Annotated in this window: 24 protein-coding genes and 1 pseudogene; 12 read left to right on the top strand and 13 right to left on the bottom strand. The window is 45.9% G+C overall.

Annotated features, from left to right (window positions below; genetic code table 11):
* Positions 1–12: 12 nt before the first annotated feature.
* From QT979_RS06085 to QT979_RS06105, 5 genes are all read right to left on the bottom strand, one after another.
* Positions 13–459, bottom strand: a complete 447-nt coding sequence (locus QT979_RS06085) for an SRPBCC family protein (RefSeq protein ID WP_015175311.1) — start codon at positions 457–459, stop codon at positions 13–15.
* 197 nt (positions 460–656) lie between these two features.
* A complete protein-coding gene (zds, locus tag QT979_RS06090) occupies positions 657–2,093 on the bottom strand; it encodes a 9,9'-di-cis-zeta-carotene desaturase (RefSeq protein WP_333230587.1) in 1,437 nt (478 codons plus the stop codon).
* A gap of 62 nt (positions 2,094–2,155) precedes the next feature.
* On the bottom strand, positions 2,156–2,512 hold the full coding sequence (locus QT979_RS06095) for a type II toxin-antitoxin system PemK/MazF family toxin (protein ID WP_333212550.1): 357 nt from the start codon (positions 2,510–2,512) through the stop codon (positions 2,156–2,158).
* Positions 2,513–2,516: 4 nt separating this feature from the next.
* On the bottom strand, positions 2,517–2,771 hold the full coding sequence (locus QT979_RS06100; protein WP_333212548.1) for a hypothetical protein: 255 nt from the start codon (positions 2,769–2,771) through the stop codon (positions 2,517–2,519).
* Between the two features lie 136 nt (positions 2,772–2,907).
* Positions 2,908–4,560: a DUF6930 domain-containing protein gene (locus QT979_RS06105; protein WP_333212546.1), complete on the bottom strand. Its 1,653-nt coding sequence runs from the start codon at positions 4,558–4,560 to the stop codon at positions 2,908–2,910.
* A 245-nt stretch (positions 4,561–4,805) separates the two neighbouring features.
* Here QT979_RS06105 and QT979_RS06110 point away from each other — a divergent pair, with 245 nt between their 5' ends.
* The 3 genes from QT979_RS06110 (at position 4,806) to QT979_RS06120 (ending at position 6,095) form a co-directional block, all read left to right on the top strand.
* A complete protein-coding gene (locus tag QT979_RS06110) occupies positions 4,806–5,159 on the top strand; it encodes a HesB/IscA family protein (protein WP_006632680.1) in 354 nt (117 codons plus the stop codon).
* Positions 5,160–5,284: 125 nt separating this feature from the next.
* Positions 5,285–5,701, top strand: coding sequence for a tetratricopeptide repeat protein (locus QT979_RS06115; protein WP_333212545.1), 417 nt, complete (start codon positions 5,285–5,287; stop codon positions 5,699–5,701).
* A gap of 196 nt (positions 5,702–5,897) precedes the next feature.
* Positions 5,898–6,095, top strand: a complete 198-nt coding sequence (locus QT979_RS06120; protein ID WP_006632682.1) for a hypothetical protein — start codon at positions 5,898–5,900, stop codon at positions 6,093–6,095.
* Between the two features lie 277 nt (positions 6,096–6,372).
* On the opposite strand, the gene QT979_RS06125 is transcribed toward QT979_RS06120, so the two are convergent.
* A complete protein-coding gene (locus tag QT979_RS06125; protein ID WP_333308705.1) occupies positions 6,373–8,004 on the bottom strand; it encodes a DUF3352 domain-containing protein in 1,632 nt (543 codons plus the stop codon).
* Between the two features lie 148 nt (positions 8,005–8,152).
* Between QT979_RS06125 and thyD the strand changes: the two genes are divergently transcribed.
* The gene (gene thyD / locus QT979_RS06130) at positions 8,153–9,079 is read left to right on the top strand and encodes a thylakoid membrane protein ThyD (protein ID WP_333230583.1); all 927 of its coding nucleotides are present in this window, start codon (positions 8,153–8,155) and stop codon (positions 9,077–9,079) included.
* Between the two features lie 244 nt (positions 9,080–9,323).
* A complete protein-coding gene (locus QT979_RS06135; RefSeq protein ID WP_333308707.1) occupies positions 9,324–9,968 on the top strand; it encodes a Uma2 family endonuclease in 645 nt (214 codons plus the stop codon).
* Between the two features lie 28 nt (positions 9,969–9,996).
* On the opposite strand, the gene QT979_RS06140 is transcribed toward QT979_RS06135, so the two are convergent.
* On the bottom strand, positions 9,997–10,941 hold the full coding sequence (locus tag QT979_RS06140; protein WP_333308792.1) for a glutathione S-transferase family protein: 945 nt from the start codon (positions 10,939–10,941) through the stop codon (positions 9,997–9,999).
* A gap of 207 nt (positions 10,942–11,148) precedes the next feature.
* A complete protein-coding gene (locus QT979_RS06145; RefSeq protein ID WP_333308709.1) occupies positions 11,149–12,051 on the bottom strand; it encodes a hypothetical protein in 903 nt (300 codons plus the stop codon).
* Between the two features lie 331 nt (positions 12,052–12,382).
* Between QT979_RS06145 and QT979_RS06150 the strand changes: the two genes are divergently transcribed.
* The 4 genes from QT979_RS06150 to QT979_RS06165 all read left to right on the top strand — a co-directional run bounded on the left by QT979_RS06150 (position 12,383) and on the right by QT979_RS06165 (position 15,786).
* Complete coding sequence (locus tag QT979_RS06150; RefSeq protein WP_333230580.1) at positions 12,383–13,318, top strand: class I SAM-dependent methyltransferase; 936 nt, start codon at positions 12,383–12,385, stop codon at positions 13,316–13,318.
* A 303-nt stretch (positions 13,319–13,621) separates the two neighbouring features.
* Positions 13,622–13,945 carry a hypothetical protein gene (locus QT979_RS06155; RefSeq protein ID WP_333230579.1) on the top strand — a complete coding sequence of 108 codons (324 nt, stop codon included), beginning with the start codon at positions 13,622–13,624 and terminating at the stop codon, positions 13,943–13,945.
* 478 nt (positions 13,946–14,423) lie between these two features.
* Positions 14,424–14,807, top strand: a complete 384-nt coding sequence (locus QT979_RS06160) for an Mth938-like domain-containing protein (protein WP_333230578.1) — start codon at positions 14,424–14,426, stop codon at positions 14,805–14,807.
* 76 nt (positions 14,808–14,883) lie between these two features.
* Positions 14,884–15,786 (top strand): alpha/beta fold hydrolase, encoded by a 903-nt coding sequence (locus QT979_RS06165; protein ID WP_333308712.1) that lies wholly within the window; start codon positions 14,884–14,886, stop codon positions 15,784–15,786.
* Between the two features lie 85 nt (positions 15,787–15,871).
* Here the strand turns inward: QT979_RS06165 and QT979_RS06170 are convergent, their stop codons facing one another.
* The 3 genes from QT979_RS06170 to psb28 all read right to left on the bottom strand — a co-directional run bounded on the left by QT979_RS06170 (position 15,872) and on the right by psb28 (position 18,045).
* Entirely contained in the window at positions 15,872–16,732 is an 861-nt protein-coding gene (locus QT979_RS06170; RefSeq protein ID WP_333308714.1) for a methylated-DNA--[protein]-cysteine S-methyltransferase, read from the bottom strand.
* Positions 16,733–17,016: 284 nt separating this feature from the next.
* Complete coding sequence (locus tag QT979_RS06175) at positions 17,017–17,523, bottom strand: MogA/MoaB family molybdenum cofactor biosynthesis protein (RefSeq protein ID WP_006632696.1); 507 nt, start codon at positions 17,521–17,523, stop codon at positions 17,017–17,019.
* A gap of 186 nt (positions 17,524–17,709) precedes the next feature.
* On the bottom strand, positions 17,710–18,045 hold the full coding sequence (psb28, locus tag QT979_RS06180) for a photosystem II reaction center protein Psb28 (protein ID WP_333057059.1): 336 nt from the start codon (positions 18,043–18,045) through the stop codon (positions 17,710–17,712).
* 574 nt (positions 18,046–18,619) lie between these two features.
* On the opposite strand from psb28, the gene QT979_RS06190 reads away from it, so the two are divergent.
* The 3 genes and pseudogenes from QT979_RS06190 to QT979_RS06200 form a co-directional block, all read left to right on the top strand.
* Complete coding sequence (locus QT979_RS06190) at positions 18,620–19,081, top strand: MarR family transcriptional regulator (protein WP_333308717.1); 462 nt, start codon at positions 18,620–18,622, stop codon at positions 19,079–19,081.
* 6 nt (positions 19,082–19,087) lie between these two features.
* Positions 19,088–19,852: an NAD(P)-binding domain-containing protein gene (locus tag QT979_RS06195; RefSeq protein ID WP_333308719.1), complete on the top strand. Its 765-nt coding sequence runs from the start codon at positions 19,088–19,090 to the stop codon at positions 19,850–19,852.
* Positions 19,853–19,991: 139 nt separating this feature from the next.
* A pseudogene (locus tag QT979_RS06200) lies at positions 19,992–20,250 on the top strand (transposase); the annotation flags it as partial.
* Between the two features lie 119 nt (positions 20,251–20,369).
* On the opposite strand, the gene QT979_RS06205 reads toward QT979_RS06200, so the two are convergent.
* Together QT979_RS06205 and QT979_RS06210 are read right to left on the bottom strand one after the other, a co-directional pair.
* Positions 20,370–21,833: a DUF1565 domain-containing protein gene (locus QT979_RS06205; protein WP_333308721.1), complete on the bottom strand. Its 1,464-nt coding sequence runs from the start codon at positions 21,831–21,833 to the stop codon at positions 20,370–20,372.
* Positions 21,834–22,159: 326 nt separating this feature from the next.
* The gene (locus QT979_RS06210) at positions 22,160–23,887 is read right to left on the bottom strand and encodes a hypothetical protein (protein ID WP_333308723.1); all 1,728 of its coding nucleotides are present in this window, start codon (positions 23,885–23,887) and stop codon (positions 22,160–22,162) included.
* Positions 23,888–23,901 lie beyond the last annotated feature (14 nt).

The following is a 23,901-nucleotide window of genomic DNA, read 5'->3' on the forward strand; positions in this document are numbered from 1 at the left end:
AGTCCTCAGAATTTAAGATGTGGCTTTTACTTTCAGAGCATACTCTTTAAACCTTTCCAAGTCAGCCTGAATAGTCGATTCAACCACGCGGCCCAGAAATAGGTTATCCATCAATTTTCCCAGCCAGCCGGGAATTCCGTAAGCTACTGTCAGCTTGACGATACTGCTGTCTTTGCGATCATAAAATCTTACGGCACCTCGATTTGGCAAACCGTCTACCGATTCCCACTGAATTATCTGATTCGGCACTAATTTTAGAATCCTAGAAAGCCAGCTAAATTCTAACCCGCCTGTTGCGAGTTTCCAGCGAGACAATTCTGGATCTTCTTCGAGAACATGAACAGATTCTATCCACTTCATCCAGCGCGGCATTTGCTCTAAATCTGACCAGAGTTGCCACGCTAATTCGATGGGAATTGCTACTTCTACTTGGACGCTGTGTTCTAACCAATCAGTCATGGGATTTTAGATTTTAGATTTTAGATTTTAGATTGTGGATTTTCTCGTTTATTGTCGAATCTAGATCCCCCTAAATCCCCCTTAAGAAGGGGGACTTTGAGAACACTGTTCCTCCCCCACTTATTAAGAGAGACTTTGAGAACACTCTTGTCCCCCCCTTATTAAGGGGGGTTAGGGGGGATCGAGACGACTAATGACTAATGACTGTAAGCTTCGAGAATTGCCTTAGCCGCTTGATGGCCTGAAAGTGTCGCTCCTTCCATACTATCAATGTAGTCTTGCTGAGTGTAACTTCCTGCTAGAAAGAAATTGGCGATCGGAGTTTTTTGAGCTGGGCGGAAAACATCCATTCCCGGTGCTTCGCGATACAAAGATTGAGCGAGCTTCACTACACTGTACCAAGTCATGTTTAATTCCCGCGCTGACGGGAATAAATCCTGAACTTGCTTAAGTACGTGTTGGGCGATCGCCTCATTGCTTTGTTTAATAAACGGATCTCCCGGAGTCAACACCAACTGCAACAGAGAACCTTGTCCTTCCTTATAATAATCCTTGGGACTTGTCAGCGCCAAATCAGCAAAACAGGAAAAATCTGCATCTGCTGAATATAGCAAATTATCGATTCCTACAGCGTGGCTCAACTGCTTGCGCTTGGCTTCGTCTTCTAGTTCCGTTACCCAACCGTCGAACCGCAATTGTACTGTAGCAACTGGCACAGCATCTAATTTATAAATGTTGTCAAATTCTGACCATTTGCGCCAAGCTGGGGGCAATATTTTCTGAATTCCAGGCACATCTAATGCAAAAACATAAGCGTCTGCGGTAATATTTTCTTCTGTTTCGCCGTTAGCTACTACCAAGCCTGTGACGCGGGTTTCTTTGCCTTCTTCAAACTGAATTTCTCGGACTCTGCGCCGCGTGTAAATTTTTGCTCTTTTGCTTTCCAAATATTCCACAATGGGTTTGTGCAAATATTCGTTGGGAGAACCAGCCAGCATCCGCATGACAGAGGCTTCGGTTTTGGAAGCAAAGAATTGAAAGATTGTCAACATACACCGGGCTGAAATATTTTCAGTGTCGATAAAACCCAGTGCGTAGGCGATCGGATTCCACATTCTTTTGAGCGAGTTTTGGTTGCCCCCTTGACTGCGGAACCAGTCAGCGAAGCTAACTTTATCCAAATCGCGGATAGTTTTCATTGCCCCGTCAAAGTCTATCAAACCTCGGACGATCGGGCTAGTTCCCAGGGCGATCGCATTTTGAATTTTGTCTTGTACGGATAGCTGGGATGTAGTAAAAAATGCCTTCAATCCGTGCAAAGGAGCACCCACCGGAAAGCGAAAATCTAAAGAACCGGTTTCGCCGCCTCGATTGATAAAAGTGTGGACGTGTTCTTTGAGGAGCAAATCGTCAAATGCTCCCACTTTTTTCATCAGAGCAAATAAGTTATAATAGCAGCCGAAGAAGACGTGCAAACCCATTTCCACGTGATTGCCGTCGGGATCTACCCAACTGCCGACTTTGCCGCCAACAAAGGGGCGGGATTCAAAAATTTCTACTTCGTGGCCGGCCTCCACTAAATCGACTGCTGTGGTCATTCCAGCCAGTCCCGCACCTGCGATCGCAACCCGCATTTTACCTATCCTTTACAGTATTTTTACAAATTGTAACAAAATTTAGAATATTAGAAATATTATTAAAGTTCGTAAATGCCGATCGACATTTGTATAGCCCTCTGAACTCTTGCTAGGACATCGGCACTAAGTTGACCGTAAGGGCCTTGTTCCAGATAAGTCTTTTGGACAGTTATAATTTGCTCGCAGACAGCCAGCGAGTCAGATTCTAACCCTCCTTCACCAGGCGGAATCAAAACCCGAGTCGGAGTTTCGCCCCCTCTCAAATCGCTAGTAAAAGGGACAATCAGTACAGTACGGCTCAATTCATTCCGGCTATCTATGGAAACGACAGCAACAGGACGCTTTTTGGTATCTCCGATCGTTCGCAAAGCTCTAACAAGATAAACTTCGCCTTGTCGCGGATAAGCTTCTGTCATTGTATCAAAGACCTTCCTCTATTAAAATTTCTTCCATTTGTTCCTGAGCAAATGTTGCCCATTCTTCCTCAAACTCAATATCTTCTTGGCTGCGGTTTTGATAAAACTTCCGCAACTTATCTTCTATTTGCTTAGCGTACCAGAGACGGAGAGCTTGTTCGATAGCCTCCGTCCAATCATCAGTAAGCTGGTCTATTTTCTCCGCGAATTCAGCATCAAGGGCGACTAACACTTCTCGCTTTTGAGTAGAATTTGACATAATCATTTTCCTTTATAATTTAAAACCTAGGGTGCGCTGGGGCGCACCTTACAAATTACTTTTACATATTCTTTCTTCCTTCTTCCTTATTCCTTATTCTTTCTTCCTTCTTCCTTCTTCCTTATTCCTTCTTCCTTCAAAACATCGGCATTAACTGAAGTGGCCCAATTCCCAACTCTTTAGCAGACACCCAGCGCACCTCAAGCAAAGCGATCATATCCTTAAACTGAGGCTGACCGCGAGAAGCACCCATCAACCCTTTAGCAATAATCAAACCGCACCAACCGTTGGTTAATTTACAGCGACGGTCCCACTTCTTGCGAGCTTCCTGATGCACCGGATCGTCTTCATTGAACTCCCCAAACAAATACAACTCTCCATTTTTAGTTTGCAAAATACCCAAGTCGAATTGCTCATCCTGAAAAGGATTTTCGCCCGGATTAAAACCAATTCCCTTCACACCTCCAGCTTCTTTCAAATCCTGAATCATAGTTTTTGCCTTTGGATGAGAAGTTTGAATCATCACCACCGGCAAACCATCTCCGGCGGTATTAATATCAACTTCTGCACCTTGGTGAAACTGGACACTTTGGCGCAGGAAATCTACCGTTTCCCAAGGTACGGCGCCGAGACTCAAAAATGAATTTTGCGGCACCAAATCGTCCCGCAGCAGTGGCTTGTCAAATTCCTCATCATCGTCATCATCGTCATCATCGTCATCACCGAGCATCTGTAATAATTCGTCTGAAACATCCGGCATCGTGGAAACTTTAACGGATACCTGTTGAATTTCTCCGTCAGGCTGCGCCACTGGGATGCGGTAGCGGCTGCTAAGAGTGGGAAAAGTGTCTGAACCCAATTTCCGGCGGCCGTTGCGGAAAAAGCGATGAAAGGCTTCGAGAGCAACTAACATCGTGAGGGCTTCTTCTTCGTAAAGAATCGATCGCAATCCTTCTAAAGGATGTAGGTTGCCGAAATTTGGTTCAATTTCCGATGGAGGCAAATCGGCTAAATCAATTTCGTCGTCCTCGTCGTCCTCATCAATATCTGCGGCACTTTCAAAGGTAACAAACAAACAGTCTTGCCCTAAAAAAGCCTGTTCTAAATCTTCAAAAGATTCATCGTTGACGACTCGTTCTCGAAACCGTTTCAAGGATTCTAGAGAACGGTACAGTAAAACTCCGTAATCCATTCTGCCTTGCCCCAATACAGACACGTAGAGGCTGGCGACATCCCACTGATTGATTTCAATAGATATAATTTGATGTTCCCTCAAAGTCCGCCACGGAGCATCTTGCCAAATTTGAGCAGCTTTTTCCATTAAAACTTCAGCATACTGAGGGGGCAACTCAGGAGGTCTGTTGATTGCGACCTCTTCCATGCCGCGAAATATTTCGTCAATTAGGGGCAATTCCGGTACGTAGTCAATGGAAATGCCTAAATCTTGAAGTACGCCCCGCAGATAAAATTGAATTTCTCGGTTTTTGACTACTATTTTTTGGGGGCGGACTGCGGGAGCCGGACTTTGGGGATGTTCCATTGCCCGTAGCAGGGCCCGGACGATCGCCTCTGGGCCGGCATCTGGGCCTACCATGTCCATAGCCCTCACGACTCCTTCGGAGCCATCGACCCAGAGAATGCACTCGCCACCTGCTTCTAGAACGTCGTCGTCATCTAGCATCATGTGCGAGTCAGCATTAGACAAGGGTCGGCGATCGCCCTCCCACACGCTGGGAATTTGAGGTAAGTTTTGTAGCCGACGAAGAGTAGTGCGATTCAGCGCTGCCATAGAGTAAGCCCGTTGGGTGAAGCATTGTTGCGGTGCCGGTAGCCGGTCAACCGCTGCTTATCAATCATAAACCCTATAGGGGGAGAGGACATCGAGCTTGGGAACGAGGCCCCACGCTAATTAAAAATTAGAAGCTAAAAATTCGGTCTTCAGCATCTAACCGAATGCCTTCCGGCGAATGCCTGTACAATGGAGCAATAAGATTAAACTCTTTGCATTAGACAGTCTCAGGAGTTCGGCAAATTATGACTCAAGCCATTTCTGAAAAGCGCGGCATTCAAATGACGGACTCTGCTGTCCGTCAAGTTTTAGCCCTGAGAGAAAAACAAGGTAAAGACCTCTGCTTGCGGGTAGGGGTGCGGCAGGGCGGATGCTCTGGAATGTCCTACGTGATGGATTTCGCAGATCCAAGCACTGTGAAATCCGACGATGAAGTGTTCGACTACGACGGTTTTCAGGTAGTTTGCGATCGCAAAAGCATTCTTTATCTCTACGGTTTGGTTCTCGACTTCAGCGATGCTATGATCGGGGGCGGTTTTCAGTTTACTAACCCCAACGCAACTCAAACTTGCGGTTGTGGCAGTTCTTTTTCTACATAAATTGGAAAATAGGGCATTGGGGATTGGTAATTGCTAATTGCTGAGAATGCCTCGGACTGCCTTGCTGCGTCCTGCACCCAATGCTCTTTCCAATCTACAATCTAAAATCCCAAATCTAAAATCGAATGACCCCTGAAGAATTGTTTAAAGACGGTTTCGATCGCTACCAAGCTGGCGAAGCCCCGGCTAATCTGATCCCCGTGTTTAAAGAAGTGTGCGAAAAAGCTCCCAAAAATGGCAATGCCTGGGCTAGCCTCGCGTGGCTCTACCTGTTGGAAAATAAACCTGCACCGGCTCAAAAGGCAGCGAAAACAGCCGTTAAATTGAACCCTCATGACCCCCAAGCTCGCATCAACCTAGCAGTAGCGATCCTCGATCTCAAAGAAAAAGGAGTGCGCCCCCACGTCGAAGTGGCTCAGCAATTAGTGATGGCTTCGGAAGAGTTGCTCGACGAAGTTAAAAAAAATTTTGAAGAAGGATTAAAGAGAAAACCCGACTGGAAGAGTCTCGCCCGCGTTAAACAGTGGCTTCTGGAGCCGTAACCACGCAAACAAGTCGATTTTTGGGCGGGGATCGAAGAAATCGGCTGTGCGGTTTATTACGACATCGTAATAAATCAATAAATAACTTTATGGAAAACTCAGGAAGTCAGTGCTAGTATTTGAAAACTTAGACGATTGCCAAATCCGCTCAGCGGTTTTCAGATTTTATTAGGATAATACTAGGAGTTGTAAAAACATGAGCACTGACAGCCACGTTAACATCAAACCAGCAACCCGGAACCACAAAGGTTTCTTTATTCAGCCCGCTTCTTACAAGTTGATGAGCATAGATAAATCTGGCTGGGCATTAATTTGCATGGACAAAGCAGTTTGTCACTATGTAGATCCTGATGATTTGCAATTGCCCAATAAATCGGGAATGTCTGAAGGTTAATTCTGAAGTTTTGAGAGACTTTAAGATGCTTTATTTGAGTAGCTGCCCTCCATTGAGGGCAGCATCTTTTTTTTGTCAGAAAAAACTCCGGCCATGAAGTCGTGTAAGGGATTTATATCAATTCCGGTTGCACTCCTCCGGAATAGTTGACTGTTGACTGTTGACTGTTGACGGGCCGGTCGAAAAACTGAATGGTTGAGTGTTAACTGTTGACTCGATTTGATTATTCCGATGCAACCGGAAAGGATATTAAGGGATAGAAGGATAGAAGGAAAAATTACCGGTTAGATTTGAAGGCAAAAAGCATCTCCAACTCAGCAGTTGTCGGTTGTGTAGAAGCTGTGGCTACGCTAACTCCTCGGAGAGAATTGAGCAATTCAGCAGCAGGCGGTGAAATTAAATTTGGCTGTACAGCAAGCAAATATTGGTTAGCCCAAGACATGGTTTTTTCCATATCTATGTAAAAGTAACCTTGGTTTGCCCGCGGTAAAGAAGTAGCGATCGCCTGAAAACTTGGACTGCTGCTTAACGGCTGGGGTGGCGTCGAAGTAATCACATCAACTAAAGGCCCGCCGAAAGCTACAAACACAGAATTTTCATTCAGCCAACCGTGCCCGAATAAAGTGCCTTGCTGGGGTATTTGCCACTCCGTAACCTCTTTGCCTTGAACTTGTCTGGGGGCGACACTGACTGTAGGATTGCTTTTGGCGATCGCATCGAGTTTTTTCAGGGTTGCTTCGGCTGCAGGGCGATCGCTAGTTTCAAAAATCATCGCCGCCCCCATGCCCAACTGAGATAAAATGCCTTGATTAGAACCGATCGCCCCAATCGCAAATTCCCCATTCATCCAACCAAAAACCTCTCGATCCGCATCCAAATCCAACCGCTTAAAACTATTCCTCACCTGCTGAACTCCCCTGTCAACTTCCGGGCTATCTTGTGCCTCAGCGGTTGCTTGCGACCAAATTTGATCGATTCCCTTGCCACCGACTAACGCAATGGTTTCGACGGGAAATCTGGGCAACAATTTCGATGCAAATTGTGGATTTTGCTGCACGAATTTAGGGTCTAACTGAGCAATAGTTTTTACCCTCAATCCCTCACTATCCGCCCCAATTCCCGCAACCAAAGACTTCACTTGTTTGAACTGCGAAAACACTGTCCAAGGCAACTGGATATCGGCGGAAAAATTAGCTTTCAATTGCTCAATTGCCGCCGGATAGTCAGCAATATAAACAGTTGCGATCGGATTCTTGACACCAGCACTCTCAGAAAAAAACTTAGTTGTACTCTGCTGCGTAGCCAGGGAGGGTTCTCCTTTAAAAGTATCGATCGCCAATTCCACAGGCTTTTTCAAAGGAGCCATCACTAATTGGTCGTTCAGCAAAGCCAAACTGTAGCGCTTGCCAGTTGGCTCTGCAATTTCAAAAATTTTAACTCCTTTATACTCGGTTTCTTGAGTAGTTGCACCGGGCTGAGATTTTAATTTATTAGCAAAATTCCAAGCGCTAATTTTATTTTTGACGCTCACTACTACCAGCAGTTTTGGAGGCTCTGTATTCGTCACAGCATCAGGGGGCAGCAAAGCGACCATGACCCCCCCTAACCAAGGTTTTAAGTCCCTGTCAAAGTCGATTTGAGTGCCTGCCAAGCTTTGTTCTTGAAAGGTCTTCAAACCCTGACCGACCAACTTTTGAGCCCCTGGCGTGCCAAATCGCTGCAATTGTGACAGCGCTTGGGGATTGGGGGAGATAAACGCGGCCATCATTGCTTCGTCGGGTACAACTTTGGCGCTGTCTTGAGGGTTGGATACTTGTTGGCTCAAACCCTGGAAGTAAAAGTAGACCGCAGCGCTACCTGCTGCGGCGATGGAGGCAGCAATTAGAAGCTTTGATTTTTTTGCAGGCATGGTTTGTGTTCCTCGCGTCCTTTATCAGTTTAATGAAAATACACTTGGCTTGTGGGGAGGCGATCGGGCCTGCTCTCTAGTTTTGTATAATCAAAGACAAGTTTGGACGATCGTCTAAACTGCTAGAACTGTGCATTATTGGTAAAAGATGAAAGTAGCGATCGCGGGAGCAACGGGATTTGTAGGTAGCCGGCTGGTGGAGAAGCTGCAAGCTGCGGGACATCAAGTGGTGGTTTTGAGCAGGGATGCGGCGAAGGCTAGCCGAGTTTTTCCGGCTTCAGCTTATCAGAATTTAGAAGTTGTCGCCTACACTCCTGCGGAGTCTGGTGATTGGCAAAAGTCGATCGCTGGCTGCGATGGTGTTGTCAATTTAGCAGGGGTTCCGATTGCGGAGGAAAGGTGGACGGAGGCGCGCCAGCAGGAAATTCTGGACAGTCGCAAACTGACGACGGCAAAATTGGTCGAGGCGATCGTCAATGCTAATCCTAGACCATCGGTGTTTGTTAGCGCATCGGCGATCGGCTATTACGGAACCAGCGAAACCGCTGAGTTTGACGAAACGAGCCTCGCGGGAAACGATTTTTTAGCAGCAGTTTGCAAAGACTGGGAAGCAGCAGCCCAACCTGCAAAAAATGCGGGAACGCGGCTAGCAATTTTGCGGCTGGGGATAGTTTTGGGAATGGGAGGCGCCTTGGCAAAAATGCTGCCACCTTTTAAACTATTTGCAGGCGGCCCGATTGGGACAGGAAAACAGTGGTTTTCTTGGATTCATCGCGAGGATGTGGTTGATTTAATTTTGTACGCTTTGCAAAATTCGCAAGTTGAAGGCGTTTTGAATGCGACAGCACCAAATCCGGTGCGGATGAATGAATTGTGTCAAACTTTAGGAGAAGTTTTAAAGCGACCTTCTTGGTTGCCGGTGCCAGGTTTTGCTTTAGAAATGCTTTTGGGAGACGGGGCAAAACTTGTTTTGGAAGGCCAGAAAGTGTTGCCAAAACAAACTTTAGCTAGCGGTTTTCAATATCAATATCCGACGCTGAGATTAGCACTCGAAGAGATTTTGTCCGGAAGCTAGGAAGTAGCCGAATCATCGTTGTCCAAGAAACCGGATTTCTTCGATAATTGTGGCATCCTCACGCCGGATTTTGTTAATAAACCCGGTTTCTGAGGGTCCTGCGGGCCTAATCCAAGAAACCGGGTTTCTGCGAGAATGTTGGCATCTTCACGCCCGATTGTGGTAAGAAAGCCTGTCTCTGAGTCCCATGCGATCATGCGATCGCTGTTATCATAAAATCACTTGAGAACAGAAGGGAACGACAATGCAAACCCAAGAAAAACCAGCAACCGAAAAGCAACCACAAACAGAAAAACGCTACTACACGCCAGAGGAATATCTCGCATTAGAAGAAAGTGCGATCGACAAAAGTGAATACCATGATGGGGAAATCGTACCAATGACAGGCGGAACAACCAACCACAACAAACTTGCACTGAATTTTTCTCGCAAATTCCCCTTGACTGTGAATGGTCAAGATTACGAGACATTTATCAATGATGTGCGCCTGTGGATACCCCAAACTCGCCGCTACGTCTATCCCGATATCATCGTCATTCAAGGAGAACCAGTCTATCAAGGAAGTAACAAAACAATTGTCACAAATCCTCTGCTAATCGTTGAGATTTTATCCAATTCAACCAAAGACTACGATCGAGGTGGTAAATTTCTCGTCTATCGATCAATCCCGGAATTTCGAGAATACATTTTAATTGACCAATACAGCTATCACATTGAACAATTTGCTAAAAGTTCTAATGGCAAATGGGTATTAACAGAATATGATTCAGACGAATCGGTATTGACCCTAGAATCCGTAGAATTTCAAATGTCGCTGAGAGAGATTTACGAACGAATTAATTTTGAAATTGAAGACGAAGAAGTAAACCAGACAAAAAGTGAAATTTAAGAATAAGAGCGAGTCCGCGCCAACTCGTTCAAAAACTGGCTTTCTTTGCGACTTTTTCTCGATCGTGAGCTTTGAGCAAACTCGCCGGATCGGGCCCAGCGGGGATAATGCAGCCGGGATTCAGCGGGAACAAATTGCCGTAATAATCGCGTTTGACAGCCTCCAAATCGCAAGTGCCAGCAACTCCCGGTAACTGGTACAAATCGCGCAGATAAGCTCCCAAATGCTCGTAATCTTGAATGCGGCGCACATTGCATTTGAACAAGCTGTAGTAAACGGCATCAAAACGGAATAGAGTAGTAAAAAGCCGCACGTCTGCTAATGTCACCCGATCGCCACAAAGATAACGACTCCTCAAGAGCGATCGATCGATCTCGTCTAAAACAGCAAACAATTCACTGCAAGCCGAATCATAAGCAGCTTGAGATTGCGCGAAACCGCAGCGATAAACGCCGTTATTCACCGATTGGTAAATCTTCTCATTCCACTCGTCAATTTGTTCTCGCAAATCCAGAGGATAAAGATCCATTTGAGGATTGCTCGCAAACTCGTTAAACTCCGAGTTTAGCATCACAATAATTTCCGAACTCTCGTTATTGACGATCGCGTTTGTCGAGTCATCCCACAGCACCGGCACCGTACACCGCCCCTGATAGCCCGGTAAAGCCAACTGGTAAAGTTCCGGCATCGTATTGCAGCCAAAAGTCTCCGACTCCATCACCCACATTCCCCCTTCCGAGGGATACACAATAGACACCGATATCGCATCTTCCAGCCCTTTGAGCGCCCTCGTCACCAGAGTGCGGTGCGCCCAAGGGCATCCCGTACCCACGAAGAGGCGATACCGTCCCGCAGCGGGTTGGTGAGGGTTGTCTGGTGCAGTGCTGACAAAGTTGCGGAAACTGCTGCTGGGGCGAATGTATGCTCCCGTGCGATCGGGCGGCGCTAGTTTTGACATCATTAATTGCCACATTGATGTCCAGACAAATTTGCCGAGCTTGACTGTTACGGATGAAGGAAGCGATTTGTTTTTCACAATGCGATTAAAAGAGGTTTGCTAACATAATTTGCTTATTTTAACTCACATTGCGAGGTTTATTCCCTCGTTCCCAGGCTCTGCCTGGGAACGCAGATGCTTTGGCTCTGCCTCCCTCTGTTCCCTCACCTGAGAACGAATTTTCTAGGATCTGCCAGAGGCTATTTCAGCATAAGCTCGATCGATCAATCGGCGAGCAACCGTCTGAATTCCCGTATGTTCGTAATAATTGGTAGTCATGTCTAAAAACGCCGCCACATAATCCAATTTGTCATCAGTAACATCAACGTATTGCTTGAGATGGCCCAAAACTCTGGCGGGAGTTAAGCCGCGAGACTGTACTAAATTGTTCATCCAACCTTGCGCTGAAGCGAAAGTAGTTGTCACAAATCCGAACTTTTGTGAATTATTTGCGCCGGGAATTAGGTTGCTGATATTTTGGAATGTTGAGTTTTGCTGCAAGGTTGAAGGATTCAATCCGCCTATGGTATTTTGTGCTACTCGAATGAAGTCCGGGCCAAGGGGAATTAAACCGTCAACACACACTAAAGCAGCCATCCGCATCAGAGATTCGCCTTTGTAATGAGATAAATAATTACCAAAGCTTCCCACATTGTTAAGGGAAATATTGTTAAGTTGGCAGTAGGCTATTAGCTCGATCGCCACTTTGACACACAAGTCGATCGTTTGAGTTGTGTCAGCTTTGGGAGTGAGGCGGTTGAGAAAGGAAAGAAAGCCGATGTTTTCGCCAATTTTACTGGCCATAGCCGTTGCACCTAACGCACTGTCGGCGCTGTCTGCTAACTGGTAAAGCCTGACTACGCCTTGATATGGCTCATTGGGGTTAGCGTAAAGCTCGATCGCGCGATCGCGAATTTTTTCAACTAATTTGCGCTTGGTTTCCCCAGTCACCGCTTGAATAGTATTCTCAAAACCCGTTAGATTATTCCACTCCCCCGGAACCACAAAATCGAGGGATTTGAGCATCATCACAGTGACGCCACCAGACGGCAAATTGTCAACCAATTCCACAATAGATTTGCTCATCAAAAACTCCTGAATAGCCCGATTTAAAGTGTTCTTCCAAATACTCCAACTTCGGCCAATCCGATTCCAGATTCCAGATGAATTCCCCAGAAGGAAGTAGGTAAGCACAAATAAATATTATACCACCCGATCCACTTTTGCCCTACTCTGATCTTTCCTCTCTTCTCTAACTCTGCGTTCTCAGCGCCCTCTGCGGTTCATTAAAAAAAGTCTTTTTCACCAAACATTTGCATTTCACTCGCCAGCATAAAGTTAACTTTCATTATATTAACCGACTCAAAATCGCCTAAGCGTGTTAAAATAAGTGGCGCAAAATAGAAAAACATAAAACATGACGGTTGCAGTTAACAAAACTCCGGGATTAGCCTCGCGCTTAGTAAATGGCGTCCTTTCCATCAAGCCTTTGGCTAATCTAGCCAAGCACCAAGCACGGGAAATGATGATAAAAAGAGGAGAAAAAATCGGAGTGCATTGGCGACAAGAATCCCAAGCACTTTTGTCCCGGAATTGGGATGCAGAATTGCTCAGCGTTCAAAATCCCGATCTTGTTTACCCGAAATATTATCTAACATCATTCCACGCTTATGAAAAAGGTAATATGAGTTGGGAAGCTGCTACAGAAGTTGAAGTTGCCGCCCGTACAGTTCACGCCACTATTTGGCCGGAAGCAGGTGCAGAAGGCGATGCAAAACTCCGCGCCAGCTATCACGAAGTCATCAAATTTCAGATTGCTTCTTCGCCGCGAGATATTGTTGATTTAGGATGTAGTGTGGGAATGAGTACCTTTGCCCTTGGGGAGGTTTACCCGGAAGCGAAGATGACAGGGGTGGAGTTGTCTCCTTATTTTTTAGCAGTGGCTAAATACCGTTCCCAACAGCGAGAATCTGAATCTTTAAATCAAAAATCTCCGACTTGGGTGCACGCCGCTGCTGAATCTACTGGTTTGCCTGCGGCTGCTTTTGATTTAGTTTCTATGTGTTTAGTTTGTCACGAATTGCCACAGAAAGCTACGAGAGAAATTTTTCGGGAAGCGAGGCGTTTGCTACGTGTTGGCGGACATTTGACAATTATGGATATGAATCCTCAGTCGGAAGTGTATGCCAAAATGCCTCCTTATATTTTGACTTTGCTCAAGAGTACGGAGCCTTATTTGGATCAGTATTTTGGGTTGGATATTGAGCAAGCTTTGGTAGATTCCGGTTTTGCCCAGCCGACAATCACTTGTAATACAGTCCGACACCGCACTATTGTTGCTGAGGCAATATAGCGGTTTTCAGTATAGTGAAGTACAGATATCGGGTAGGACACGGCAGTGCCGTGTCTAAAGCTGTATTTATTTAATTCGATTGAAAACTGCTATAAATGGTAAAGTTGCAGAGATATTATTCAATCCTTGGGGCGGTGGGTGAGTGTAAATAATCTAATCTGTGGATTGTCAAATTTCTGCCCTCGCACCCCCTACCGATAAATAATGGCGATGCTACCGGATTTGATATTAGACAGCCGTAGAAGCTATTCACAGCGCCATTTGTTAGACATTTTGATAGAACCCTAAAAGAAGGACATGAGCATGAACCCGACCGACCCATCTCCAAACGTCATCGATTGTTTGCAGGTTATCTTGGATGCGACAGCATCGAAAAATTACGAGCTTTTTACTACAGTCGGTGATGCAGGCTACAAAGCGAACATTACACAAAAAATGTTTGACGATGTTAGCGAGCAGCTTGCTTCCCGCCTGCAAAAGGGATACTCAATTAATTATTTTGGTGAAATAAAACAAGGTAATTTTCCGATTTATTTGTGGAAGCTGAGTTTTGAAGATGGTGGAGATGAATTTGTGGCACACATGACTATGAATGGAGACAAAGTTGCTGGGATTTTCATCGAATAACCTATCTTGGTGATAGTGATTCCGGTTGCACGAATGAGATGATTGTTGAATGTTGAGTAAAATTAGGATTTCCTGAAAACTGACTGTTGGGATATTTGAACAATACTGATGCAACCGGAAACAATATGATTAGAAAGCTAACGAAACACACTATTTTTAGTGTAGATTGACCTTGACCATGAAATTTATTTTCGGTCTATCGACATAGGGTAGAAACCGGGTTTCTGAGCGTAAGTCACACCAGAACTATGAATGGACAAAACATCTGTTGGTATAAATGTTTGCACCCATATCTCGAAAGTGGCGAGAGGAATGCTTAACTCAAGGACTTGATGTTTGTAAACGAGCCTTGATTTACTGAATAGGGATACTTTCAGTTAAACTAAAGTTAATGGGGCATCTCAATTTAGCGGTTGGGTGCTCCTATCTACATTAGTTAAATGTCTTTTGTTTATCTTTTTTATAAATACACAATATTATGAGCAATTGTCATCAAAGCCTGATTACTCATATCTCTTGGGGACGTATTAAAGTAACCACTGACGGCCAAACTTGTCAATTCAAAGATTGTAAAGTATGGCCTGGAGGTTCTAAGGAATGGGATTGGAGACTCACAGGTACTCGTCACCAACCAGGTATTCAACCTGCTGATATCAAAGAAATTTTAGAGCAAGGTATAGAATTTATGGTTTTGACACGTGGTATGGAACTCATGCTACATACCTGTCCCGAAACTGAAGAACTGCTGCATCAAAGAGGTATTGAGTATTATATTGGGTCTACCAAATTGGCTGTAGACATTTTCAACAATTTAATGCAACAAGGTAAGAATGTCGGGGGAATATTTCACTCAACCTGCTAACGCGGTACCGATGCAGCCAGGAAATTATATCGAACATTCGCTGAAAATAATCTTCAAGAACTAGGTAACAAAATAGATGAAAGCCAAAAAGCATCTTTTTATCAAGTTAGCTTCTGGTATCTCAGCATTTCTAGTGGTTGGCTATTTCGGCATCTCCGCTTATGCAGGACATACTCTTTCAAAGCCAAACAGATGCTTTGATCCTCTTAAAGCATCTGTTTTTGCTGTTCCTCCTGAAAATGTAAGATTTCGTGCACCTGATGGCGTGGAGATTGCTGGTTGGTTTATTCCAGAAAAAGCGACAGATAAGGTATTAATTTTAGTGCATGGATTGAATTCCAGTCGGACTTGTGAGCTTGCTGGAAAGTTTGCCGAGTTTGGTTCAGCTATGAATCAAAAAGGCTTTTCGATACTTATGATCGATCTGCGAGGACATGGGCAAAGTGCTGATTCTCGTTTCACCTTTGGAATTACAGAAAGGCGAGATGTTATTGCAGCAGTGGATTGGCTTAAAATCAGGGGCTTTAAGCCAAAAAAGATTGGGGTTTTAGGTTTTTCAATGGGTTCTGCTACTGTACTTGGAGCAGCAGCAGATGACTCTGACATCGGAGCAGTGGTCACTGACAGTGGTTACGCAGAGGTTTATCCAATTATTCAGAAGCATTGGCAGTCAGCTTCAGGATTACCTGGGATATTTCTTCTTTCTACCATGATGTTTGGACATTTGTTGACTGGATATGATCTAACTTCTTCTAAGCCAGTGCAGGAGATAGGTCGTATTTCCCCTAGACCAGTTTTGATTATTCACAGTGCGATCGATCCTTATACTCCTATAGAAAACTCCCGTCAACTCAGAGAAGCATATCCTGGGGCCGAATATTGGGAAACCAATGCCAAGAAACATCCAGAAAGCTACAATACGAACCCAAAGATGTACGTTGACAAAGTTGCTGGTTTCTACAATCGGAGTCTCAAGTAGGGCTGCATAATCGGGTCAAGAAGGCTATTTAGGCTTTCCCTACCGGGCGGTTCATAATTGCCACACAAACAAACCAAAAGGATAATCAATCGCAAATTGTATGACTAGCTTCCCAACCTAACATGACTGTTTTACGTTCTACTCCCCAGCCATAGCCACCGAGTTCTCCAGATTCTCGAATGACTCGGTGACACGGAATTAGATAGCCGATCGCATTTTTACCGATCGCATTTCCTACAGCTCTAGCAGCAGTTGGGCGTGCTACCATTTGAGCTATAGTTTGATAAGTTGCGATCGCCCCAAATGGCAATTGCAAAAGTGCTCGCCAAACTTGAATCTGAAAGTTAGTGCCTTTTACCAAAAGCGTTAGTGATTTTTGCTCGCTGAGAGTTTCTGAAGTGAAAATCAGGTCACGCAATGATTGAGTGGCTGGCTCATCACGAATGATTTCAGCTTTTTTCCAGGTCAATTGCAGTCTTTGTTCGGCGGTTTGTTCGTCTGTTGTCTCCAAGAAATAAAGATTACAAATACCACGGGCAGTTGTCGCGATTAGAGATGTGCCAAAGGGGGTATCATGAATACCATAGCGAATTTGTAAACCTGCTCCGCCTGCTTTGAACTCCCCTGGTGACATTGCTTCTAAGTTCACAAATAAATCGTGTAATCGTCCGGGACTTGATAGCCTCACGTCCAATGTTAAGTCGAGAAGGCTTTTAGTCTGAGTGATTTTTGACTTGGCATATTCAACTGTCAGATATTGCAAAAACCGCTTGGGGCTAATGCCGGCCCATTGAGTAAATAGCCGTTGAAAATGATATTCACTCAGTCCTATGTGTTGGGCCACAGTTGCCAGATTGGGCTGGTTTAGGTGGTGTTGTCGCATAAAGGCGATCGCCCGAGCAATCCGGTGATAATCTTCGCTAGCATAGACACTGGCATTCTGCATCGAAATCATCTAGTCTAAGTCAAGGGAATAGTGATGTTTCCTCACTTTAGCCATAGAGTAGGCTCAAAGCCACCCGTTTCTTGCGGTGAATGCAGCCACTCGATTTTAGATTTTAGATTTTAGATTTTAGATTGAAGAGATTGAAGAGATTGAAGAGATTGAAGAAAGCGACCTCATATCGTTTCCGGTTGGATGGGAATGATCAAGTCAAGGTCGCGCAATTCCACATTCCCCCACGGATCACTCCCCACTCCCCATCATAAGGAGTGTTACCGGAATTGATATCACCCTCCGCGCAACTGCGTCACCAAGTGAACTAATTCCGGTAAAATTAGCTTTTCCACAGCTAGTTTCACGCCATTGCTAGAGCCCGGAAGAGAAAAGACTAACTTGCCTTGATAGACGCCTGCAACTGCGCGAGAGGCGATCGCCCTCGAACCAATTTCTTGATAGCTCAAAAACCGAAATATTTCCCCAAATCCTGGTAAAATCCTGTCAAGCAAACTCTCCATCACATCATAGGTCGTATCTCGGGGAGCGATGCCCGTGCCGCCGTTAAAAATGATTGCATCTACATCTTCACGCTGGGAAAAAGCCTGCATTTGCAATACAATTTTGGCTGCATCATCTTTAACAACAGTGTAAGCTACCACAGAGTGACCCGCATCTTTTAGCAGCTTCTTAGTTAACAAGCCGCTATTGTCTGTTTCCGCCGAGCGGGTGTCGCTAACAGTAATGATAGCGCAGTTTACGGTTATTTTAGATAAGTCGGGGTGAGGAATTTGCGTCATATAACAGATGTTGAAGGAAGAAGGAAGAAGCAAGCAGGAAGAGGGAAGAGGGAAGAGGGAAAAGCGAAGAAGTCATTAGTTAGTTGTTATTTCTTCGTTGTTAGTTATTCATTATCAAATAACTAACAACCAATAACTAATGCCCCATACCCCATGCCCCATACCCCATGCCCTATTCCCCATCAATTATGCCTTGCTAAATCCTAAGCCGTTTGATTCCGAGTAGCGTTCCATAAAACGCATAAATCGATCCCATTCTTCGGGACTTCTCATTAGATAAAGAGCTTCCAAACCAGCAGGCTGACCGTTGATAAACTTAGCCTTAACCTCGCGAGTGAGGAGTTCGCCTTCTTCGTCGATCATGTACATTCCAGTAATGTCTTCGGTACTGGTGCTGCTGAGAGCTTTGGGATTTTCAAAGATAAACGTGGCCGTGCCTTGAGCTCCCGTTTTAGAACGGGTTAGGCGCACTTCGGGCACAGCATCTTCGTCTATACCCCGAGAAAATTGAATTTTAGCCATAATTTGACAGTCGAACCTTAAGGATTGCTTACTTAATTTCTTAATGTTTAATCATAAAACGATTCGGGTACTCGCAAATCAAGACTTGGCAGAGTGGGAGTGGGTGAGAGTGAGTGAGAGTGAGTGAGAGTGAGGGGATATGGGTTGGTTCTTCTGAGATATTGCACCATTCTCAATAATCCTTTCAGGGCGGGCTCTCCGGCCCACCCCACAAGATATTCTAACCAGAGTTCGGGTTAAGCAGAAGGGAGAAAAAAGGCATCGATATTGAGAGAAGGCTTCTTAGGATGAAGGCACTAGAGCGCACTTTCGCCTGGCTGGGTCGCAACCGGCGTCTGAGCAAAGATTATGAGGCGCTGCCACCTAGCGGAGAAGCCTTCGTATACGTGTCCACGATCCGCCTCATGCTCAAGCGGCTCGGCTCACCAAGCTAAAGCCGGCGAAACGCCAATTTCACGCCCTATGAAACACGCGCTTATAGGGGGTCACCGTAGAAAACCCAGAAAAAAAGTGAATTATAGGTATTGAACTATTATGTAGTGCGCTATATAATAGTTGTTGACTGGATTTTTAAATGGATAACAACTCGAACATCAACGAACGGCGGCAGGTGGGGAGGCAGCTTTCGTTTGCCCTCTATAGTGCGTCGAACCGCGTCATTCGGCTTCATCGGCCCTTTCTTGAGCCTTTGGGCCTGACCTATCCTCAGTTTCTGGTCATGCTGGCTCTCTACGAGAGCACCCCGCGCACTGTTGGGGAAGTAGGGCAAGAACTCGGTATGGATAACGGAACCTTGACGCCCCTCTTAAAGCGCCTTGAGAGCGCGGGGCTGGTGACGCGCACCCGTGACCTGCTGGACGAACGCCGCGTTCTTATCGATCTGACAGAAGCGGGCGAGGCACTTCGCGAGGCAGCGTGCTCGATCCCTAAAAAGATCGAGACAGCCTGCCGTCTCTCCGATGAAGACCTTGCCGAACTTCGCGACACCTTGAACGGGCTGGCAATACCCCCGTCAAACAACACAGTAAAAGGATGATTTATCATGGATAACACGAAGAAAATGAACATCGGGATATTGGGCACTGGCCATATCGGGAAGACTTTGGCACGCAAACTGGCTGAGGCCGGACACGACGTGAAGGTGGCCAACTCTCGTGGCCCAGAGACCATCGAGGCAGATGTGCTGGCTTTCGGCGCACGCGCGGTATCGACGGCCCAAGCGGTTGAGGACGTTGACGTGGTGATCCTCTCGATCCCTCTTAACCGCATTCCCACAATCGCGCCGCTAATCGCCAACCTACCAGCCGAGACAGTCGTCATCGACACGTCCAATTACTATCCCCACCGCGACGACAAGATCGATGCTATCGAGGCCGGGCAGGTTGAGAGCCTTTGGGTTGCCCAACAGCTAGGCCGGCCGATCGCCAAGGCGTGGAACGCGATCGGGTCTGGCTCCTTCGCCACCAAGGGCAAGCCTGCTGGAAGTCCTGACCGTATCGCCCTCCCTGTGGCTGCTGACCGCGAGAAGGATCGCTCCGTGGCGATGGCGCTCGTCGAAGACACTGGGCTTGATGCTTTTGACGCTGGCACGCTCGCCGATTCGTGGCGTCAGCAACCAGGCACGCCCTGCTATTGCACCGATCTCACGCGCGAACAGATGGCGGCAGCCCTGGCATCTGCCGACGCATCACGATCGCCAAAGCGGCGGGACTTGGCAGTTGCAGTGATGCAAGAGCGGCTTGGTGACGCCACGACAAATCCGGATGCCGATTTCGGGGTTCGTCTGAGCCGTGCGATTTATATGTAACGTGAGTTCGGGATAAGAAAGAGACAAGCAAGTAAGCTAAAAGTCATCACACCAAAGCTTTACAGGCTCGTCCCATGATTAGCTTAGAAGAACTATTTTGCGCTGTCGATGATTTCTGCCAAGTTTTTGAACCCAGATTGGGATTCAACTGATTACACAGCCAAAGTGCAATATGAAAAATAAGCTGATGCCACTGATGGATAAGCTACTAACGCGCAAACGCTCCATCATTGAGAGGATTATCGACCAACTAAAAAACTTCTCTCAGATTGAGCATTCTCACCCGTCGCAGTCCGGTCAATTTCTTAGTCAACTTGGTCTGTGGATTGATTGCCTATTGCCTTCATCCTAAAAAGCCTTCTCTCAATATCGATGCCTTTTTTCTCTCTTCTGCTTAACCCGAACTCAGGTTAATCTACTCTTTGTGGAACAGGCCGGAAAGCCTGTTCAGCGAGAATGGTGCAAGATGTGAGTTCTTTGTACCCGAAGTTATCCTCTCCCTTGTCTCCCAATTCCCTTAGACGATGTAGGGAGAGTTAATTGGCTCGGCCCGCTTTGTGGCTACCAGAGTTTGGTAGATGAGGGCGGATATCTCGCCACGGGTGATGTCGTGGGCGGGGGAAAGCTTTTCGCGCGCGGGATAGTTGACCACGATTTTACGCTCTGTGGCGGTTGCTATCTCGTCGGTGGCAAAACTGGGAATCTGAGCTCGATCGACATAAACGCTCAAAGAATTGGGGTTGCCGCCGCCCAACTGCAAGCCGTTTACCAAAGATACGATCGCCTGAACTCTAGTCAAATTCTGCTCCGGGCGAAAAGTGCTGTCTGGATATCCAGCCAAAAAGCCAGCTCGATTAGCTTGGTCGATCGCTCCCTTGGCCCAAAAATCCGCCGCCACATCCTTAAAAACCGTCGCATCACGGCGCGGCACCAATTCAAACGCCTTCGCCAACATAGCCGCATACTGAGCTCTAGTTACAATCTCGTAAGGTTGAAAAGTGCCATTGGGAAACCCGCTAACAATATTCATCTTTGCCAAGCGATCGATAAAATCCTTAGCCCAATGCGTGCTGATGTCGCTAAACTGTAGCTTGCCAGGAGTCGGAGTTGGCGTCACATTGCCCAAATCAAATAAACCTTTCACCCGCGAAGAATTGAGCTGATTTCCCACCGCAGAAATCTTAACCCCAGTTGCATTTTGCAAGTCAAATTCGCCGTTATTCTGAAAGATATTGCCGCCTAAATCTTGAGCATTACCCATATCTGGCAGCGACTTCCCCACCGCAGTCAAACCGTCTTCCGTATTTTTTTCGATGCGATTATTGCGTAAAATCGGCTGAGATTCCCCCGCTAAAACTATACCGGAGCGATTTTCCAAAATTTGGTTATCAGCAATCAAAGGAGCCGACTTAGCTTCCAGAGAAATGCCAAAATCCATCTTTTGAAAAATATTGCGCCGTATTACTCCCTTAGCAGTTCCCGCCATCATCACCCCAGCCGCAGAGTTTGCCACAAATACATTGTCGAGAATCGCAGGATTAGCGATTCCCGTGGCAAAAATGCCTTCGCGCTTGCATTGAGTGAAAGTGCAGTTAGCTACGGTCGGAGAAGTTGACTCAATCCAGACTCCCGTGCCACGACTATCGAGATTGGTGACAGTTACTCCGCGCAATTCCGAATTAGTGGCTAGCAGTATCGTGATATTTTGGTTTGCAGCGGTGGGACTGACAAATTTGCCACTGCCTTGAATCAGAATGCCTCTACCTTTGTTAGCTTCATTGCCAATAAGTTTTACTCCCGATGGAATTTCCAAGGGAAATTTTTCGCCACTAGCAGCGCTGTAAATTCCCGGCGCTAGCTGAATTACACTTCCCGATGCAGCGCGGGCGATGATTGCACGGGCTATAGTTTTGAATGGAGCCGATTGGGTGCCGGCTGCGGAATCACTGCCTATTTGCGGGTTGACGTAAAGTGTTGCCATGTTTTTGTTAAAGAGATAATTGGCGATCGAGCTTTTGTGCAATTTTCATTGTCTGTGAACTTGACCCCGGATCTATATTCACCTGTGATTGCGGAGATTATTTAATTGCACGATATCTGCAACATTACCCATCAGGAGTGGCAACCGCAAGGGAATTGCCCCTACAAATCGCTAAACTATTAATTCTTGGGTCAGAAACCGGGTTTCTTGCCTCCGGTTCAACCTAAAAACCAAGAGTTTTAGTCAATAAAGTCGATTTTTTTCTCGTTCTCAGTCCGGGGATGGTATGGCATTTGTTTCGGGGTGTGAGCCGTCCTAACTCCAGTTTATTTCACAATACAAGACGCATCCAAAACCACGACAATTCCATTCTGAAAAACAGCACAGGTTGTGATTGCTGAAGCTAAGGCGGGAATTTTCCCTTGTTCAAGAGAAAACGTCGCCTCCGGTGTAGAATCAAATTGATTTAGCCAGCCATTATCCTTTATATACTCAAGAGTGAAAGCATTGCGATCGAGCATCCAAAAATCAACTCCATATTGATTAATAAAACTTTGCAATACTACTTTATCGGGAGTGTATTGAGCGCGAATTAAATCGTTAAGTCGCTGCCGATATTTGCTGTAGTAGCCTTTCTGATACGGCACTGCATATTCTTTTGCCACCAGAACCGAACGCTGACTGAATGTTGGCAAATGATCCGTGTCGGTTGCGATCGAAGCAATCAGGATATCTTTAGGTTGTTGCTCAAAAAATTTGTACAAAGCCGGCATTTTACCTTCTACATACCCGACTGTGGGAAATTTTTCGACCAAGCAGGGATAAAGGACAACGGCGACAGCGATAATCGCTGTCGTAATTAGTGCAACTAAGTTTTTCACATCAAAGGTTGTTGCGGTTTTTGATGCCCAATGACCGACTCCATCAATAATTAAAGTTAGGGCGATCGCAGTTATTAAAAAAACAATAAATCGCAAGCTATAGGCTGTATAGCGACCGGGTTGATATAGCTTGAAAATGGTAGCGTGAGCCGCCAAAAACATCGCCGAGGATGCTAGAAATAGCTGAAGCAAAAGCCAGATCTTGCTTTGAATCTGATTTGCTAAGGGAAAAGCCGATCGCAAAAATAGCAGCAGCGGAAATAACAGCGAGACACAGTGAGTTACAGGCGTAAACAGCGACTTGGGAAACATCCCGCTACCCCGCCCTGTCAACCAATAATCTTTGGGATTTGGGCGAAAAAAAGCATTTCTGCCACCTGGTGCAAATTCTGCCATTTGCTTCGCTTCTGCTGCGGTATAAGTTGGGCCAAATTCAGAGTTATCTAAAGCATAGGGCAGCATTACTAAAAATATTAATCCCAAACCTGTAGTGCAAAATAGGTAATTAGTTCGATCGCCCGACAAGCACAAACCGCCGTTTTTCCAGCATAGCAGGCGCAAAACTAAAATTCCGGCAGCAACCAAGGCGTAAGGAGGATAGAATAGTCCGATTAGCGCGATCGCCCCCAAACAAGGCAGCAACGAACTGCGCGACAAATAATATAAAAAAGCCAGAAATATCGGATATATAAAAGCTCTTGGCGTTGTGGAAGCCAAATCATCAGTCATCCACATATGCTGATTTAACAGCAAAGATGCAATAAACCCAGTCATCGGCACTGGCAGCATTTCTAGGCAAAGCCCAAAACAGTAATAAGTCGAGATTAAGCCGAGAAATAGCGGCAATATTTTGTGAAGAAATAGCGGGTGAATACCAACTGTTGCGGCTAATTTGTAGAGGGTGCTGTATCCTGCGGGGGCGACAGATTGAAAGTAATTAACAATGAAATCGTTGGGGAATAATTCAGGATCGACAAATCGCATCATCCAGAAAACGTGCTGCCTCGCATCGTCTTGCACGATATACTCACCGCTAAAGGCTTGCTTCAAGCCTAAAATAGCATAGAGGGCGGCAAATGTCAGGCTCAGAGTTAACCAAAATATTGTGTGCGATCGGGATTTGCGATCGACTGTAGCAGTTAGAAGTTTGTGCAACTGAGCTATTAATACCATGTGAGATTGGAGAT

This window comes from Microcoleus sp. w2-18bC1, from assembly GCF_036700365.1.
In the GTDB taxonomy this organism is placed as follows: Bacteria; Cyanobacteriota; Cyanobacteriia; order Cyanobacteriales; family Microcoleaceae; genus Microcoleus.